13 protein-coding genes and 1 riboswitch are annotated in these 17,315 nt (G+C 57.4%); of the genes, 5 read left to right on the top strand and 8 right to left on the bottom strand.

The features are described from left to right. Positions 1 to 176 precede the first annotated feature (176 nt). Entirely contained in the window at positions 177 to 1,058 is an 882-nt protein-coding gene (gene murI, locus FN633_RS02610) for a glutamate racemase (protein WP_154056633.1), read from the bottom strand. Continuing rightward, complete coding sequence (btuB, locus tag FN633_RS02605) at positions 1,003 to 2,847, bottom strand: TonB-dependent vitamin B12 receptor BtuB (protein ID WP_154056632.1); 1,845 nt, start codon at positions 2,845 to 2,847, stop codon at positions 1,003 to 1,005. The genes murI and btuB overlap by 56 nt, the downstream gene beginning before the upstream one ends. 66 nt (positions 2,848 to 2,913) lie before the next feature. Continuing rightward, positions 2,914 to 3,091: riboswitch (cobalamin riboswitch) on the bottom strand. Between the two features lie 117 nt (positions 3,092 to 3,208). Between btuB and trmA the strand changes: the two genes are divergently transcribed. Then, entirely contained in the window at positions 3,209 to 4,309 is a 1,101-nt protein-coding gene (gene trmA / locus FN633_RS02600; RefSeq protein ID WP_154056631.1) for a tRNA (uridine(54)-C5)-methyltransferase TrmA, read from the top strand. 71 nt (positions 4,310 to 4,380) lie between these two features. On the opposite strand, the gene FN633_RS02595 is transcribed toward trmA, so the two are convergent. Next, positions 4,381 to 4,740: a YijD family membrane protein gene (locus tag FN633_RS02595; protein ID WP_042394669.1), complete on the bottom strand. Its 360-nt coding sequence runs from the start codon at positions 4,738 to 4,740 to the stop codon at positions 4,381 to 4,383. 10 nt (positions 4,741 to 4,750) lie between these two features. Then, complete coding sequence (gene fabR, locus FN633_RS02590; protein WP_042394666.1) at positions 4,751 to 5,389, bottom strand: HTH-type transcriptional repressor FabR; 639 nt, start codon at positions 5,387 to 5,389, stop codon at positions 4,751 to 4,753. Between the two features lie 245 nt (positions 5,390 to 5,634). Between fabR and sthA the strand changes: the two genes are divergently transcribed. After that, complete coding sequence (gene sthA / locus FN633_RS02585; RefSeq protein ID WP_154056630.1) at positions 5,635 to 7,035, top strand: Si-specific NAD(P)(+) transhydrogenase; 1,401 nt, start codon at positions 5,635 to 5,637, stop codon at positions 7,033 to 7,035. Here sthA and oxyR read toward each other — a convergent pair. The 4 genes from oxyR to argC all read right to left on the bottom strand — a co-directional run bounded on the left by oxyR (position 7,018) and on the right by argC (position 11,319). Beyond that, positions 7,018 to 7,935 carry a DNA-binding transcriptional regulator OxyR gene (gene oxyR / locus FN633_RS02580; RefSeq protein WP_042394660.1) on the bottom strand — a complete coding sequence of 306 codons (918 nt, stop codon included), beginning with the start codon at positions 7,933 to 7,935 and terminating at the stop codon, positions 7,018 to 7,020. The two genes, sthA and oxyR, sit on opposite strands and share 18 nt — an antisense overlap. A 148-nt stretch (positions 7,936 to 8,083) precedes the next feature. Next, positions 8,084 to 9,457, bottom strand: a complete 1,374-nt coding sequence (argH, locus tag FN633_RS02575; protein WP_154056629.1) for an argininosuccinate lyase — start codon at positions 9,455 to 9,457, stop codon at positions 8,084 to 8,086. 74 nt (positions 9,458 to 9,531) lie between these two features. Further along, a complete protein-coding gene (gene argB / locus FN633_RS02570) occupies positions 9,532 to 10,308 on the bottom strand; it encodes an acetylglutamate kinase (RefSeq protein WP_154056628.1) in 777 nt (258 codons plus the stop codon). 6 nt (positions 10,309 to 10,314) lie between these two features. Then, complete coding sequence (gene argC, locus FN633_RS02565) at positions 10,315 to 11,319, bottom strand: N-acetyl-gamma-glutamyl-phosphate reductase (RefSeq protein ID WP_154056627.1); 1,005 nt, start codon at positions 11,317 to 11,319, stop codon at positions 10,315 to 10,317. Positions 11,320 to 11,407: 88 nt separating this feature from the next. Between argC and argE the strand changes: the two genes are divergently transcribed. From argE to FN633_RS02550, 3 genes are all read left to right on the top strand, one after another. After that, positions 11,408 to 12,559: an acetylornithine deacetylase gene (gene argE / locus FN633_RS02560; RefSeq protein ID WP_154056626.1), complete on the top strand. Its 1,152-nt coding sequence runs from the start codon at positions 11,408 to 11,410 to the stop codon at positions 12,557 to 12,559. A 237-nt stretch (positions 12,560 to 12,796) separates the two neighbouring features. Further along, entirely contained in the window at positions 12,797 to 15,448 is a 2,652-nt protein-coding gene (gene ppc / locus FN633_RS02555) for a phosphoenolpyruvate carboxylase (protein WP_154056625.1), read from the top strand. Positions 15,449 to 15,590: 142 nt separating this feature from the next. Next, positions 15,591 to 17,315, top strand: coding sequence for a phosphoethanolamine transferase CptA (locus FN633_RS02550; RefSeq protein WP_154056624.1), 1,725 nt, complete (start codon positions 15,591 to 15,593; stop codon positions 17,313 to 17,315).

The following is a 17,315-nucleotide window of genomic DNA, read 5'->3' as shown; positions in this document are numbered from 1 at the left end:
TCCCGTATAATACGTTTTCCTCATCCAGAGTCAAGCGTTTATTTTTCGCTTTTCTCTGTCAGAACCTCCGGAGAAGTCCTTCTGACCCGGCGGCTTGCGTGCCGTTGTTCCGTGTCAGTGGAGGCGCATTATAGGGAGTTATTCCGGGCTGACAAGAGCTAATTTCAAAAAATCTTTCAAGCGTCTCTTTTTTGTGCAAACCCGCTATCCGTTGCGAGTTTTTCAAGCGATTTGAAGCCGTATCGCTGTAAAACGGGCAGCAATTGTACAGTCTCCGGCGTTACGTCCATGCAGTATGCGATGTTTTCATCAGCCGATTTAGCATCGGGTGCATCATGCTCAAGCAGCCATGCCGTTCGGCGAGCAATCGCCGCGCCGGAATCCACCAGCCGCGTTCCTTCCGGTAGCACCTGCAGCAGCTCCTCCTGAAGAAGCGGGAAGTGAGTGCAGCCGAGGACAACGGTATCTGGCGGCTCCGCCATCCGTAACCACGGGCGAAGAATACGGCGCAATCTGTCGAGAGAGACCGGTTCGCCATGCAGCTTCGCTTCGGCTATCTCCACCAGCTCAGACGAGCCCAGCAGTTCAAAGTGACATTCATTAGCAAAGCGCTGAATAAGCTCGTGCGTATAAGGACGCTTTACCGTGCCGCGGGTTGCCAGTAGGCCAACAACGCGGTTGGCGGTCAGGCGTGCTGCAGGCTTAATGGCGGGCACAACGCCCACCACCGGGAAGCCGAACTTCTCGCGCAGAGCAGGAAGCGAGACGGTGCTGGCCGTATTACAGGCAATCACCGCCAGAGAGAGCGGATAGCGGGCCTGAACGGCGGTGACAATCTCCACCACGCGCTCAACGATAAATGCTTCTGACTTCTCCCCGTACGGGAAGGCAACGTTATCAAACGTATAGATGTAATGGAGGTCCGGCAGAAGCCGCCGGATCTCATCATAGACGGATAGCCCACCGACGCCGGAGTCAAACACCAGCACGGTGGGTCGTGGGTCAGAAGGTGTAGCTGCCAGAGACGGTGTATTCTCGTCCTGCAGTATGGTAGCCATAAACTGTCTCGTAATCTTTATCGAACAGGTTAGCTATTTTACCACGAACGGTGAATTGTGAGGTGATCGGATACGATACTGCTGCATCCCATAAACTGACGCCGCCCATCTTGACCCGCTGGTAGGTGGTGTAGTCCGTATCGTAGCGCGTGCCCAGGTAGTGATAGGTGACGCTCCAGTCCAGATCGTAGACCTGCCAGTCGAGCTGATACTTCACCTGCTGCTTCGCACGGCGTGCCAGCGGCTCGTCAGTAACCGCATTACGTGAATCGACGTAGTCGTAGCTCAGGCTGTGTCCCAGCGGGCCGGTATCGAAGGATGCTGTCGCTTCCACACCTTTAATACGCGCCTTGCCAACGTTGTAGTATTTCATCGCGCCATCGTCATAGTCGATGAGGTTGTCTACGTCGTTACGGTAGCCGGAGACGCGCCAGTTCACACCCGACGTCAGGCCTTCAAAGGCCCCTTCCCACTGCTTGCTCTCTTCCGGGTTGAGATCGTCATTGCCGTAGAAGCCATGCAGCTGGCCAAGGTTCGGCGCTTTATACGCTGTGCCGTAGGAGGCAATAAAGCGATAGCCTTCGATAAACTCCCAGCCAGCGCTGCTCTGCCAGGTGCCGTGACGGCCAAACTGCGAGTTGTCATCGCTACGCACCGCGCCTTCCAGCGTGAAGTCACCCAGCTGCTGCAGCGCGGTCAGGTAGACGCCAGTGTTGCGCTGATCGTAGCCGTCGGTAACGTAGTTGGTTCCCGGCTCAGTGCTCTGCTTCTGCCAGTCGATGCCCGCCCCGACGTTGCCCTGACCAACGTCAACGGTATTGGCCCACTGTACGTTGTACTGTTTGATCTCATCCAGCGTGGCGTTGGAATCGTAGCGACCCAGATGCGGATCGTAGTTAAAGTCTTTGCTGTGGCCATAGCTGGTCAGCAGCTGAGAGCGGAAGATATCGCCGTTAAAGCGCAGGCCCGCGTCCCAGGTCTGGCTGTAGAGCTGGCGCGTATCCACCAGCACGTCAGGCGTGAAGCTGCTGTAGTAGCCTTCGTAGTCGGTACGGTTGTCATAGCCGTAGCCGCGTACAAAGCCGCTCCACTCTTCAGAGAAGCTATGCTCCAGCGCACCGTATAGCGTCTTGCTCATAAACCCGTCGCGATCGGGCTGCGCCAGGCCACCGGTGTTCCCTTCAGCGCCGATATCAAAGCCTTTGGTATAGGTGTAGTCACCCGCCAGCGTCACACGGGTGCTGTCGCCCAGATCCTGCTGCGTGCTGGCTTCATAGTTTTGATAGCCTTTGGACCCGATGCCTGCCGACAGCGTCGTGCCGTTTTTCTCACGCGTCGTGATGATATTGACTACCCCGCCGATAGCGTCGGAGCCGTAGACTGCCGAACGCGGGCCACGAATGTATTCAATGCGCTGTACTAAGGCCAGCGGGAACTGGCTGAGATCGGACGAGCCGCTGACGCCAGCCTGTTTGAGGCGTACGCCATCGACCAGGATCAGCACATGGCTGGAGTTAGTGCCGCGCACATAAAGAGAAGAGATCTGCCCCATGCCGCCATTTTGCGAGATATCTACGCCAGGTAGACGACGCATCACATCGGTTACGGAGGTTGACTGCCAGCGATCGATATCCTGGCGGGTGACAACGCTGACCGGTGCCAGCACCGTTTTTACCGGCTGCTGAAAACGGTTTGCGGTAACGACCAACGTGTCCGGATTGCTGTCCTGCGCCCAGCCGGAAAATGCCGTGACGGAGAGCGCCGTCATCAGCGAAGCTTTTTTTATCATTGTAAAAGCATCCACAATATAAGAAGGATGCCGCAGGCCCCATCAATAGCACGCGATGATGAAAGCCAAATGCGACGTATACCGGCAGGTCTTCGGGCTTGGAGATTTTCCAGAGTGATGACTTCCCGCCTTGCGGCAGTGTCTGCTTTCGCTATCACTCCAACTCTCCTTACCGCTGCGCGTCAGCCCCAGATTTTCACTGGATTCCCTTTTAACTCACAGGACCGGAGCGTGGATGCTACCTGTAGGTACTTATAGATGTCCAGACTGCTAAGAGAAGAAAAGTAAAAACGCTGGGGCTGGACAATACGCACGCAATCCCTACAATCCCCGCGTAATCTATTTTCACTCAGGACGCATCATGACCCCCGAACACCTCCCGATAGAACAGTACGACGCTCAGCTGGCCGAAAAAGTGGTCCGTCTGCAAGAGATGATGACGCCCTTTTCCGCGCCTGCGCCGGAGGTGTTTCGCTCTCCTGTAAGCCATTACCGGATGCGGGCCGAGTTTCGTATCTGGCACGATGGAGATGACCTGTACCACATCATCTTCGATCAGCAGACCAAAAGCCGGATCCGTGTGGATAGTTTCCCAGCCGCCAGCGCCCTGATCAACCAGTTAATGGCTGCAATAATGGACAGCGTACGGGGTAATAATGTCCTGCGCTTCAAGCTCTTCCAGATCGACTACCTGAGCACCCTTAGCGGTCAGGCCATCGTGACCCTGCTGTATCATAAAAAGCTGGACGAGGCGTGGCAGACCGAGGCGCAGGCACTGCGCGCTGCGCTGCGGGCGCAGGGACTGGACGTGCATATCATTGGGCGGGCGGCCAAAACCAAGGTGATGCTGGATCGGGACTACGTCGACGAGCACCTGCCGGTGGCGGGACAGGAGATGATCTATCGTCAGGTGGAGAACAGCTTTACCCAGCCTAACGCGGCGATGAACATTCAGATGCTGGAGTGGGCGCTGGACGTGACCGCAGGGTCAACCGGCGACCTGCTGGAGCTGTACTGTGGCAACGGCAACTTCTCTCTGGCGCTGGCGCGCAACTTCGATCGCGTGCTGGCGACCGAAATCGCCAAACCGTCGGTGGCAGCGGCGCAGTACAACATCGCCGCCAACCAGATCGACAACGTGCAGATTATCCGCATGGCGGCAGAGGAGTTTACCCAGGCGATGAACGGGGTGCGTGAATTTAACCGCCTGCAGGGTGTCGATCTGAAGAGCTATCGCTGCGAGACGATTTTTGTCGATCCGCCGCGCAGCGGCCTGGATAGCGAAACGGAGAAGATGGTGCAGGCCTACCCGCGTATTCTGTATATCTCCTGCAATCCGGAGACGCTGTGCCAGAACCTGGAGACCTTCAGCCAGACGCATCAGGTGGAACGCCTGGCGCTGTTCGATCAGTTCCCCTACACGCACCATATGGAGTGCGGGGTGCTGCTGACCAGAAAATAAACCTACCGCCTGCTGAAAACGCCGGATGGCGCTACGCTTATCCGGCCTACTTAAGAGTCCTAACTCTTCATCTACTCTGTCAGCTCGTACTTGCGGTTACGCATGCGGTAGCCAATCCAGAACACCAGCACCACTGACAGTACGGCAGGGACAAAGTTAGAGCCGATGGCCGGATACTCGGCCCGTACCACCGCGCTGTAGAGCAGCACGCCCAGGATAAAGCAGGCGGCGGCCAGCGCTGGTAGCCCCAGCGGCATGGTGCGATTTTGATAGCGTTGATGCAGACAGTAGACCGCCAGCACCAGCGAGATAACCGGGAACAGCGAAAACGGCACAATCGAGCTGAAAATTGCCGTAAACGTGCCGTTAATCGATAAGCCAGCGATCAGCGCCAGCAGTAACGTACCTTTATCTTGACCTGACTGTTTCATTACTCGTCCTTCACTCATCGGGTTGGTGCGACATTCTTTCCTGCTCACGGCGATACCAGTAGTAAGCGCCTTTCGAAATCATCCTCAATTGCAGCACCAGGCGCTCTTCTAGCTGCCTGCGCTGCTCCGGACCCACGTCCAGCGCTTCTGCGCCGGCGCTAAATACAATGGTGACCATCGCTTCGGCCTGTGCCTCGGTGAACGACCGCGGCATATGGCTTTCGAGTTCAAGATAGTCGGCAAGTTCCGCGATAAAGTGCTGGATCTCGCGGGCTACGGCAGCACGAAAAGCGCTGGAGGTGCCTGAACGTTCGCGCAGCAGCAGGCGAAACGCGTTGGGATTATTGCCGATAAACTCCATAAAGGTAGAGACGGAGGTGCGGATCACGCTCCCGCCTTTGGCAATGCGCTGGCGCGCCTGGCGCATCAGCTGGCGCAGCATCAGGCCGCTCTCGTCGACCATGGTCAGGCCAAGCTCATCGACATCGCGGAAATGGCGATAGAATGACGTTGGGGCAATGCCCGCCTCGCGCGCCACTTCGCGCAGGCTCAGGCTGGCAAAACTACGTTCAGCGCTTAGCTGACTAAATGCCGCTTCCACCAGCGAACGCCGGGTTCGTTCTTTTTGTTGCGCTCTAACGCCCATCACAATGTCTGAATCCTTCCAAAGGCCTGCTGGCACTATACCAGAGATAAGCTAATCGGTTTGCCTGGCTTTGTGAATGATTCTTTATGAATGATTGTTTACAAGCTGTTGCACCATTAATGACGTTAATGCGCGCGCAAGCAGAATAAAAAAATAGCACGGCAAAAAAACAGAGCGATAATTGGGTTATGCCCTTAACGATGTTAGTATTATGTTGTTTTTATGTATAAGAACAGGTAAGCCCTACCATGCCACACACTTACGATTACGATGCAATAGTGATAGGTTCCGGTCCCGGTGGCGAAGGTGCTGCCATGGGGCTGGTGAAACAAGGTGCCAGGATCGCCGTCCTTGAGCGATACCATAACGTGGGCGGCGGATGTACCCACTGGGGCACTATCCCCTCGAAGGCGCTTCGCCACGCGGTCAGTCGGATTATCGAATTTAATCAAAACCCTCTGTACAGCGACCACTCCCGCCTTCTGCGCTCCTCTTTTGCCGACATCCTCAACCACGCCGACAGCGTTATCAATCAGCAGACGCGTATGCGCCAGGGGTTTTACGAGCGTAACCGCTGTGAAATTCTGCAGGGCGATGCCCACTTTATTGATGCGCATACGCTGGCGCTGGAGTGCCATGACGGTACGGTAGAGACGCTGACGGCAGAGAAGTTTGTTATCGCCTGCGGCTCTCGCCCTTACCATCCGGCAGACGTCGACTTTGCCCATCCTCGCGTTTATGACAGCGACTCGATCCTCAGCATGCAGCATGAGCCACGCCATGTGATCATCTACGGTGCAGGGGTGATCGGCTGTGAATACGCATCGATCTTCCGGGGAATGGATGTCAAAGTCGATCTGATCAACACCCGCGATCGCCTGCTGGCTTTCCTGGATCAGGAGATGTCGGACTCGCTCTCTTACCACTTCTGGAATAACGGCGTCGTGATCCGCCATAACGAAGAGTATGAGCAGATCGAGGGGACGGACGACGGGGTGATTATGCACCTGAAGTCAGGCAAAAAGCTTAAGGCCGACTGCCTGCTCTACGCCAACGGACGTACCGGTAATACCGATAGTCTCCAGCTGGCCAACGTCGGTCTGGATGCGGACGGACGCGGACTGCTCAAGGTCAACAGCATGTACCAGACCGCGCAGCCGCATATCTACGCCGTGGGTGACGTTATCGGCTACCCAAGCCTGGCCTCTGCCGCCTACGATCAGGGGCGCATTGCTGCTCAGGCGATGGTCAAAGGCGAAGCGACGGCGCATCTGGTGGAAGATATCCCTACCGGGATCTACACCATTCCGGAGATCAGCTCGGTCGGTAAAACAGAGCAGCAGCTCACCGCAATGAAGGTGCCCTATGAAGTGGGTCGGGCGCAGTTTAAGCACCTGGCGCGGGCACAGATTGTGGGGATGAGCGTCGGGACGCTGAAGATCCTGTTCCACCGCGAGACGAAAGAGATTTTGGGGATCCACTGCTTTGGTGAGCGCGCGGCCGAAATTATTCATATCGGCCAGGCGATTATGGAGCAGAAAGGCGGCGGTAACACCATCGAGTACTTCGTTAACACCACCTTTAACTACCCAACCATGGCGGAAGCCTATCGGGTAGCCGCGCTAAATGGCTTAAACCGCCTCTTTTAACGCTTTGTCGAAATGGCCATCCATTGTTGTACGGATGGCCTCTGCCAGCTGCTCATAGCGGCTGCGCAGCGGCGAGCCCGGACGATACACCAGGCCAATGGTGCGCTTTGGCTCCGGCTTGATGCACGGCAGGTAGATTACCCCATCACGCTTGCGTTCAGGCGGCACGGCCAGCGCAGGCAAAAGCGTAATGCCGCTGCCAGCAGCGACCATATTACGCAGCGTTTCAAGGCTGGTCGCGCGGAAGTGGGTATCTTCGTCCGCACCCGCTTCAAAGCAGAAACCCATCGCCTGATCGCGCAGGCAGTGGCCATCTTCCAGCATCAGCAACTTCTCACCGGCAAGGTCAGCCATCGGGACGCGGTCGCGGTTCGCCCACGGGTGATCCTCATAGATCGCCAGCATCATCGGCTCATCAAACAGCGGGACTTCGATAAAGGCTTCGCTCTCTTTCACCAGTGCCAGAATGGCACAGTCCAGCTTGCCGCTGTCCAGCTGGGCCAGCAGTTGCTGCGTCTGCGCTTCGTGCAGATACATCTCCAGCTTAGGGAAAGTTTGGTGCAGCAGCGGAATAATCTGCGGCAGCAGGTAGGGTCCGACGGTCGGGATCAAGCCAATATGCAGCGGTCCAGACATGGCCTCCCCCTGCTGGCTTGCCATCTCCTTGAGCACTTTGACCTCGCGCAATACGGTGCGCGCCTGATCTACCAGCAGCAGGCCAGCCTGAGTAAACAGCACTTTACGGCTGGTACGCTCCAGCAGCATCACGCCAAGCTCATCTTCCAGCTTGCGGATCTGTCCGCTGAGCGTGGGCTGGCTAACGTGACAGGAGTCGGCCGCCCGACGGAAATGACGGTGTTCGGCTAACGCTACCAGGTATTCAAGATCACGAATATTCATTATTCATCCTCCGACGCCACGATAGTTCATGGCGATAGATAGAATAGCAATCAATGATTATCCCTATCAAGCACTCTCTGACCCTGCATGCCATTTTTTGTATAAAAAAAAACCGGGCACGGGCCCGGCATCGCTTGCTACGGCGTGATTAAATCAGGCGGGCATTGGCATCGTTGATGGCCTGGGCGACCTGCGTTGGCGATACGCCCCCCTTCGCCGCACGCTTATCCAGGCAGGATTGCAGGGAGAGGATCGGATAGACGTCGTCGCCAATCACGCTGCTGAATTTTTGCAGATCGGCGAGAGCCAGATCCTCCAGCGGTTTACCCTGGGCGATGGCTTCCACAACGGCTTCACCAACAATATGGTGCGCTTCACGGAACGGCACGCCCTTCGCGACCAGATAGTCCGCCAGCTCGGTGGCGTTAGCGTAGCCCTGCTGCGCCGCTTCCTGGCAGCGCGGACGTTTCACCTGAATGCCGTCCAGCACCAGCGCGGCCATGTGCAGGCAGTCCAGCCAGGTATCGAGAGCATCAAACAGCCCCTCTTTGTCTTCCTGCATATCTTTGTTATAGGCCAGCGGCAGACCTTTCAGGGTCATCATCATGCCGGTCAGCGCGCCCTGCACGCGACCGCATTTGCCCCGGATCAGCTCCAGCGCATCTGGGTTTTTCTTCTGCGGCATCAGCGAGGAGCCGGAGGTGACGCGGTCGGAGAGCTCAACAAAGCCCGCTTCACCGGTGTTAAAGAAGATGAGATCTTCAGCAAAGCGCGACAGGTGCACCATGCCGATAGAGGCGTCAGAGAGCAGCTCCAGCACGTGGTCGCGGTCGGATACGGTATCGAGACTGTTACGGGTCGCGCTGGCAAAGCCCAGCCAGCCTGCGAGCTGCTCGCGGTCAATTTCATAGGCCGTTCCTGCCAGCGCCCCGCAGCCCAGTGGGCTAACGTCCAGACGCTTCAGGGCATCCTGCAGGCGGCTTTCGTCACGGGCCAGCATCTCAACGTAGGCCAGGCACCAGTGAGCAAAGGTCACCGGCTGCGCACGCTGCAGGTGGGTATAGCCCGGCATCACTGCGTCCTGGTTAGCCTGCGCGGTCTCAACCAGCGCGCCCTGCAGCTGACGGTTTGCCGCCAGCAGCTCGGCCACGGTCTCTTTACACCACAGCTTCAGATCGGTTGCCACCTGATCGTTACGGCTACGGCCGGTGTGCAGCTTTTTCCCCAGCGGGCCAACCTTGTCGATCAGCTTGCCTTCCACCCAGCTATGGATGTCTTCGGCATCGCTCTCCAGGATCTGCTCCGGGTTAAGACGCACCTCTTCCAGCAGGTTATTCAGCGCCTCTTCTAGCTGCACTTGTTCATCAGCGGTCAGTACGCCCACCGTCACCAGCGCTTTGGACCAGGCCACAGAGCCGACGATGTCCTGCTCGGCCAGGCGGTAGTCGAAGCGCAAAGAGTCATTGAACTGTTTGAACCGTTGATCCGCTGCCTGTGTAAAACGCCCACCCCAAAGTGCCATAACATCGTTCCTTTATTCGTTAGTTCCGCCGGGTGGCGCTGCGCTTACCCGGCCTACGGTCATTCAATAAAAATTTACGCTAAAATGCGCGTGCCAATTGGCGTGCCGTTGAACAGCGCCGGAAGCTGTTCCGCGTGACGCCAGGAGGCGATATCCACCGGGCGGCCCAGCGTGCGGGCGGCGTCCAGCGCGGCGTTAACCTTAACGATCATGCCGTCGGTAATAATGCCCTGATCGATCAGCTGCTCGGCTTTCGCCGCCGTCATCTCGGCGATGCGCTGGCCCTTGCCGTCCAGAATGCCGCTCACGTCGGAGAGCAGGATCAGATCCGCACCGAGCGTTGCCGCCAGCGCCGTCGCTGCCTGGTCGGCGTTGACGTTCATCAGCAGACCGTCGTCGGTTACGCCGATGGAGCTAATCACCGGCAGGAAACCGCCTGCCAGCAGAGAGTTGATCAGCACCGGGGAACCCGGCTGCGCCTGCCCCACGTGGCCCAGATCGTCATCAAGCTGGGTGACCTTGACGCTATCGCCGTCGCCGAGGAACAGACCCACCGAGGCAATCTTATGCTTCTTCGCCCAGGCCAGCAGCGTTTTGTTGGCGGTGCCCGCCAGCGCGCCGGTAATAATGTCGATCTGGTCGGCAGGGGTCACCCGCAGACCATTTTTCTTGGTCACCGGCAGGTTAAGCTTTTTCATCAGCTCATCCACTACGCAGCCGCCGCCGTGCACGATCACCAGCGGACGCTGATGCGACTCACGATAGTTAACCAGGGCGGTAAACAGACGTGCCAGGGCCTCTTCGCTATCCAGCAGTACACCACCGAGTTTGATAATTAATGGATTCATCATCACACCTTAAATAAGAGACTGCGTTTCAGGGTAGCCGAAACGAATATTTGCACACTGCATTGCCTGGGCGGCAGCGCCTTTGAGTAAGTTATCTTCCGCGGCGACGACGATCAGGTGCTCATCCTGTACGGCAAAACCGATATCACAGAACGGCAGGCCAACCACGTTTTTCAGCGCCGGCACACCTTTATCATAGAGGCGCACCAGCGGCTTATCGGCATACGCCTGCAGGAACGTGCCCGCCACCTGCTCTTTGGTCACGCCCGGCTTCAGGCGACAGGTAATGGTTTCGAGGATCCCACGCGGGAAGCTGCCCAGATGCGGGGTAAAAATCACATTTGTGCCGAGATGAGTGGTGATCTCTGGATGATGACGATGGTTAAAAATGCCGTACGGCTGCAGGCTCACTTCACAGAAGCTGTTTGAAATGGCTGCCTTGCGCCCGGCACCGCTGACGCCGCTGGTGGCGTTGATCACCGGCCACTGGTTGAGATCCAGCAGCCCGGCGTCGATCAGCGGCTTCAGCGACAGCTGCGCCGCCGTCGGGTAGCAGCCCGGTACGGCCACCAGCTTCGCCTCTTTCAGCCTGTCAACGCTCCACTCCGCCAGACCGTACACCGCCTGCTCAAGCAGCTGCGGGTGCTGATGGGTAAAGCCGTAGAATTTTTCATAGAAAGCGGGATCGTTAACGCGGAATGCGCCGGAGAGGTCGAACACGATGCAGCCGGCCGCCAAAAACTGCGGGGCCAGGTCATGGCTGACCTCATGGGCGGTCGCCAGGAACACCACGTCGACACCCGCAACAAACTCGCTGATATCGGACATCGGCTGCAGAGGCAGGTCGACAATGCCTTTCAGCTGCGGGTGCAGATCGGAGATTAATTTTCCTGCATCATTGCTTTGCGCTGACACGGTCAAAGCGGTTATGGTCATATGAGGATGGCGATTCACGTAGCTTACAAGCTCTGCGCCCGCATAACCGCTAGCGCCTACAATCAGCGTATTCAACATCGGGTTCCTTTATGCTCAACGTTAATGTATTTTTATTCACATTTACTGCATGAATATTGATACTATCACGACCTAAGGTGTGTCAACAATGAAAATGAATTTACCGCCATTTATCGAGATCTACCGCGCCCTGATAGCCACGCCGTCCATCAGCGCGACGGAAGAATCGCTGGATCAGAGCAATGCGTCTTTAATCAATCTGCTTGGCGGGTGGTTTGGCGACCTCGGGTTTAACGTAGAGATCCAGCCGGTACCCGACACGCGCAACAAATTCAACATGCTGGCCAGCATTGGCGAGGGCGCAGGCGGTCTGCTGCTGGCCGGGCATACCGATACGGTGCCCTTCGACGATGGTCGCTGGACCCGCGATCCCTTTACCCTGACCGAGCATGACAACAAGCTCTACGGCCTCGGCACGGCAGATATGAAGGGCTTTTTCGCCTTTATTCTTGATGCGCTGCGTGACGTGGACGTGACCAAGCTGAAAAAGCCGCTCTATATTCTGGCGACCGCCGATGAAGAGACCAGCATGGCGGGCGCGCGCTACTTCTCTGAGAACGCCGCCATTCGTCCGGATTGCGCGATCATTGGCGAGCCAACCTCGCTCCAGCCGATCCGCGCTCACAAGGGCCATATCTCTACGGCGGTACGGGTGCTGGGCCAGTCGGGCCACTCCAGCGATCCGGCGCGCGGCGTTAACGCCATTGAGCTAATGCACGACGCCATTGGCCGCCTGATGCAGCTGCGTGATTCTCTGAAAGAGCGCTATCACTTTGAGGCCTTTACCGTACCTTATCCAACGCTGAACCTCGGTAGCCTGCACGGCGGCGACGCTTCAAACCGTATCTGCGCCTGCTGCGAGCTGCACATGGATATTCGCCCTCTGCCGGGCATGACGCTAAACGATCTCAACGGCCTGGTGAATGACGCGCTGGCCCCGGTGAGCGAGCGCTGGCCGGGACGTCTCAACGTCGCCGAACTGCATCCGCCGATCCCAGGCTATGAATGCCCGCCGGATCACCAGCTGGTTCAGGTCGTGGAAAAGCTGCTCGGCACCAAGACAGACGTGGTGAACTACTGCACCGAAGCGCCGTTTATCCAGACGCTCTGCCCAACTTTAGTGTTAGGCCCGGGCTCGATCAACCAGGCCCACCAGCCGGACGAGTACCTGGAGACACGCTTTATCAAGCCCACCCGGGAGCTGATTACCCAAGTCGTGCACCACTTTTGCTGGCACTAAACGCGCTACCCTCTTTTACGGGAGAGGGTAAAACATCATCGTTAACATAAGTTCTACTTATCATCTTTAAAGCGAATTAAATTTCGTAAATTACGCACGTTTATTCGTTTGCTGAACCGATTTCGCCGCAATTGACGCACGGGGTTTTACGTGGCTTTATAAAGAACAACTGAGAAAAATGTCCGGCAGATTTCAGATACAGGACATTTATAATTGAGATGGGGTGTCTGGGTTAACATGAACGAACAATATTCCGCTTTGCGTAGTAATGTCAGTATGCTCGGCAAGCTGCTGGGAGAGACCATCAAAGAGGCGCTTGGGGAGAACATTCTCGATCGCGTCGAAACGATCCGTAAACTGTCTAAATCCTCACGCGCGGGCAACGAAGCCAACCGCCAGGAGCTGCTCACCACGCTGCAAAATCTGTCGAATGACGAGCTGCTGCCGGTCGCCCGCGCCTTTAGCCAGTTTCTGAACCTGGCGAATACCGCCGAGCAGTACCACAGCATTTCGCCGCAGGGCGAAGCGGCCAGCAACCCGGAAGTGATTGCCCGCACCCTCAGAAAGCTAAAGGATCAGCCCGATCTCAATGAAGGCATCATTAAAAAAGCGGTGGAGTCGCTGTCGCTGGAGCTGGTGCTGACCGCGCACCCGACAGAGATCACCCGCCGGACCCTGATCCACAAGATGGTAGAGGTCAACAACTGCCTCAAGCAGCTGGATAATAAAGAGATTGCCGATTATGAACGCCACCAGCTGATGCGCCGTCTGCGCCAGCTGATCGCCCAGTCCTGGCATACTGATGAGATCCGCAAGCATCGTCCCAGCCCGGTTGACGAGGCCAAGTGGGGCTTTGCGGTAGTAGAAAATAGCCTGTGGGAAGGGGTGCCGAACTACCTGCGCGAGCTAAACGAGCAGCTCGACGAAAACCTTGGCTATAAGCTGCCGGTGGATTTTGTCCCGGTGCGCTTCACCTCCTGGATGGGCGGCGACCGCGACGGCAACCCGAACGTTACCGCAGAGATCACCCGCCACGTTCTGCTGCTGAGCCGCTGGAAAGCCACCGATCTGTTCCTGAAAGATATTCAGGTGCTCATCTCCGAGCTGTCGATGGTGGAGTGTACCGATGAGCTGAGCGAGCTGGTTGGCGAAGCCGGAGCCAGCGAGCCGTATCGCTACCTGTTGAAAGGCCTGCGTGGCCAGCTGATGGCGACCCAGGTTTGGCTGGAAGCGCGCCTGAAGGGCCAGCGCCTGCCGAAGCCAGCTGGCCTGATCAGCCAGAACGAACAGCTGTGGGAGCCGCTCTACGCCTGCTATAAATCACTCCAGGCCTGCGGCATGGGTATTATCGCTAATGGCGAGCTGCTGGACACCCTGCGTCGCGTGAAGTGCTTTGGCGTGCCGCTGGTGCGTATCGACGTTCGCCAGGAGAGCACCCGCCACACCGAAGCGCTAGGCGAGCTGACCCGCTATCTCGGCATTGGCGACTACGAAAGCTGGTCCGAAGCCGACAAGCAGGCCTTCCTGATCCGCGAGCTGAACTCTAAGCGTCCCCTGCTGCCGCGCAGTTGGGAGCCCAGCAACGAAACCCGTGAAGTGCTCAACACCTGCAAAGCGATTGTTGATGCGCCGCAGGGCTCGGTTGCCGCCTACGTCATCTCGATGGCGAAAACCCCGTCCGACGTGCTGGCCGTGCACCTGCTGCTGAAAGAGGCCGGAATTACCTTTGCCCTGCCGGTTGCGCCGCTGTTTGAAACCCTCGACGACCTGAACAACGCCAACGACGTGATGACCCAGCTGCTGAATATTGACTGGTATCGCGGCTTTATTCAGGGCAAGCAGATGGTGATGATCGGCTATTCCGACTCGGCGAAAGACGCAGGCGTGATGGCGGCCTCCTGGGCGCAGTACCAGGCGCAGGATGCGTTGATTAAAACCTGTGAAAAAGCGGGTATTGAGCTGACGCTGTTCCACGGTCGCGGCGGCTCTATCGGCCGCGGCGGTGCCCCGGCCCATGCGGCGCTGCTCTCCCAACCGCCGGGCAGCCTGAAAGGCGGCCTGCGCGTGACCGAGCAGGGCGAGATGATCCGCTTCAAGTATGGTCTGCCGGAAATCACCGTTAGCAGCCTGTCGCTTTACACCAGCGCCATTCTGGAAGCCAACCTGCTGCCGCCACCGGAGCCGAAAGAGGAGTGGCGTCACATCATGGACGAGCTGTCGGATATCTCCTGTGAGATGTATCGCGGTTACGTACGTGAAAATGAAGATTTCGTTCCCTACTTCCGTTCCGCCACGCCGGAGCAGGAGCTGGGCAAACTGCCGCTCGGCTCGCGTCCGGCAAAACGTCGTCCTACCGGTGGCGTGGAGTCTCTGCGCGCCATCCCATGGATCTTTGCCTGGACGCAGAACCGTCTGATGCTGCCCGCCTGGTTAGGCGCGGGCGCGGCGCTGCAAAAGGTGATGCAAGAGGGTAAACAGAGCGATCTGGAGACCATGTGCCGCGACTGGCCGTTCTTCTCTACGCGTCTGGGGATGCTGGAGATGGTCTTCGCTAAGGCCGATCTCTGGCTAGCGGACTACTACGACCGCCGCCTGGTTAAACAGGCGCTGTGGCCGCTGGGCAGCGAGCTACGTCAGCTGCTGGAAGAGGACATCAAGGTGGTGCTGGCCATCGCCAACGACTCGCATCTGATGGCCGATCTGCCGTGGATCGCCGAGTCCATCCAGCTGCGTAACATCTACACCGATCCGCTCAACGTGCTACAGGCCGAGCTGCTCCACCGCTCGCGTCAGGCGGAAGAGCAAGGTCAGGAGCCGGATCCACGCGTTGAGCAGGCGCTGATGGTCACTATCGCTGGCGTCGCGGCCGGCATGCGTAACACTGGTTAATCCTGTCTTTCTCCGCTTCCCCCGTAATCGGGCGGGGGAAGCGGCTATTTGCAATATCCCTCGCCTCGTTAAGGTTAACTTAAGCAACCCTGCTTAATCTTTGCACGCTACTCCAGCGACTTTGATAAGGCACGTTTCTGTTATGCTCTCTACATCTTCCCCGGCCAAGGCTACTTTTAGCTGGAAGGCCTTACTGTGGGCCTTGCTCTTCGTCTGTTACTTCTCTTCTGTCCTGCAGGTCGCCATTATTATCACCGGCTACAGCGGCTCCGTGGGCCTGCGCGACTCCGTGCTGTTTAGCTCCCTGTGGCTTATTCCGCTGCTGCTCTTTCCACGACGGATCCGTACGACGGCAGCCATTATCGGCGTCATTCTGTGGCTCCCTTCGCTTGCCGCGCTGGGCTATTACGTTATTTACGGGCAGGAGTTCTCTCAGAGCGTTCTGTACGTCATGTTTGAGTCCAACACCAGCGAGGCCAGCGAATTTCTAAGCCAGTACTTCAGCCTGAAGCTGGTGCTGGTGGCGCTGGGCTATACGGCGGTGGCTATCTTCCTGTGGACGCGCCTGCGCCCGGTCACGGTACCGACGCCGTGGCGTTGGCTGGTTTGCATTGCCATCCTCTACGGACTGCTTGTTAACCCGATCGCGCATAAAGTATTAGTGCAGAAGAAGAGCGTCAAACGGGCGCTGATCAGCCTCTCAGGCCGTCTTGAGCCTGCCGCCCCGTGGCAATTTGTCGCGGGCTACGTCGAGTATCGCCATCAGTTGGCGAGCCTGACCAAACTGTTAAGCAGCAACAATGCTCTGCCGCCGCTGGCGAACCTGCAGGACAGCTCCGGCAACGCGCCGCGCACGCTGGTGCTGGTGATAGGTGAGTCAACGCAGCGTAACCATATGAGCCTCTACGGCTACCCGCGTGAAACGACACCGGAGCTGGATAAGATGCATAAAACCGACAAGAACCTGACGGTCTTCAACCACGTGGTGACGTCGCGCCCCTACACCATTGAGATTTTGCAGCAGGCGCTGACCTTTGCTGACGAGAAAAACCCGGATCTCTACCTGACCAAACCGTCACTGATGAACCTGATGAAACAGGCCGGGTACAAAACGTTCTGGATCACTAACCAGCAGACCATGACCGAACGTAACACCATGCTGACGGTGTTCTCACAGCAGACGGACAAGCAGTTCTATATGAACCAGCAGCGTACCCAGAGCGCCCGCGAGTACGATACCAACGTGCTGGATCCATTTAAGAAGGTGCTGGCCGACCCTGCACCGAAGAAGTTCATCATCGTGCATCTGCTGGGTACGCATATCAAATACGCGTACCGCTATCCGGAACAGTGGAACACCTTTGATGGCAAAACCGAAGGTGCACCAGCGGGTCTGGATCCTGACCAGTTGGCGGCATATAACGCCTATGACAACGCTAACCATTTTAATGATCACGTGCTGGCCAGCCTGATTAACGACTACAAAGCCACCGATCCCAACGGCTTCCTGCTCTACTTCTCCGATCATGGGGAAGAGGTCTACGATACGCCGCCGCATAATATTCAAGGGCGTAATGAAGAGGCCCCGACGCGGCATATGTATACCATCCCATTTATTCTGTGGACCTCGCCGTCATGGCAGGAGACGCACCCGCGCGACCTGGCCGCTGACGTCGACCGCAAGTACAGCAGCTCACAGCTGATCCATACCTGGTCCGATTTGGCAGGACTGCGCTACGATGGCTTTGATCCTACCCGGTCAATCACCAGCCCGCAGTTTGTGCAGGCCACGCGCTGGATTGGTAATCCGTACAAGAAAAACGCCCTGCATAACTATGACGCCCTGCCGTTAGACACCGTGCAATAA

Source organism: Pseudescherichia vulneris, from assembly GCF_902164725.1.
GTDB classification, from domain to species: domain Bacteria; phylum Pseudomonadota; class Gammaproteobacteria; order Enterobacterales; family Enterobacteriaceae; genus Pseudescherichia; species Pseudescherichia vulneris.
This window is presented reverse-complemented; position numbering and strand designations above follow the sequence as displayed.

Coding starts and splice junctions, on each gene's coding strand:
- btuB (WP_154056632.1), bottom strand. CDS start 2,847: ATGATAAAAAAAGCTTCGCTGATGACGGCGCTCTCCGTCACGGCATTT.
- FN633_RS02595 (WP_042394669.1), bottom strand. CDS start 4,740: ATGAAACAGTCAGGTCAAGATAAAGGTACGTTACTGCTGGCGCTGATC.
- sthA (WP_154056630.1), top strand. CDS start 5,635: ATGCCACACACTTACGATTACGATGCAATAGTGATAGGTTCCGGTCCC.
- argB (WP_154056628.1), bottom strand. CDS start 10,308: ATGATGAATCCATTAATTATCAAACTCGGTGGTGTACTGCTGGATAGC.
- oxyR (WP_042394660.1), bottom strand. CDS start 7,935: ATGAATATTCGTGATCTTGAATACCTGGTAGCGTTAGCCGAACACCGT.
- argC (WP_154056627.1), bottom strand. CDS start 11,319: ATGTTGAATACGCTGATTGTAGGCGCTAGCGGTTATGCGGGCGCAGAG.
- argH (WP_154056629.1), bottom strand. CDS start 9,457: ATGGCACTTTGGGGTGGGCGTTTTACACAGGCAGCGGATCAACGGTTC.
- FN633_RS02550 (WP_154056624.1), top strand. CDS start 15,591: ATGCTCTCTACATCTTCCCCGGCCAAGGCTACTTTTAGCTGGAAGGCC.
- murI (WP_154056633.1), bottom strand. CDS start 1,058: ATGGCTACCATACTGCAGGACGAGAATACACCGTCTCTGGCAGCTACA.
- argE (WP_154056626.1), top strand. CDS start 11,408: ATGAAAATGAATTTACCGCCATTTATCGAGATCTACCGCGCCCTGATA.
- ppc (WP_154056625.1), top strand. CDS start 12,797: ATGAACGAACAATATTCCGCTTTGCGTAGTAATGTCAGTATGCTCGGC.
- trmA (WP_154056631.1), top strand. CDS start 3,209: ATGACCCCCGAACACCTCCCGATAGAACAGTACGACGCTCAGCTGGCC.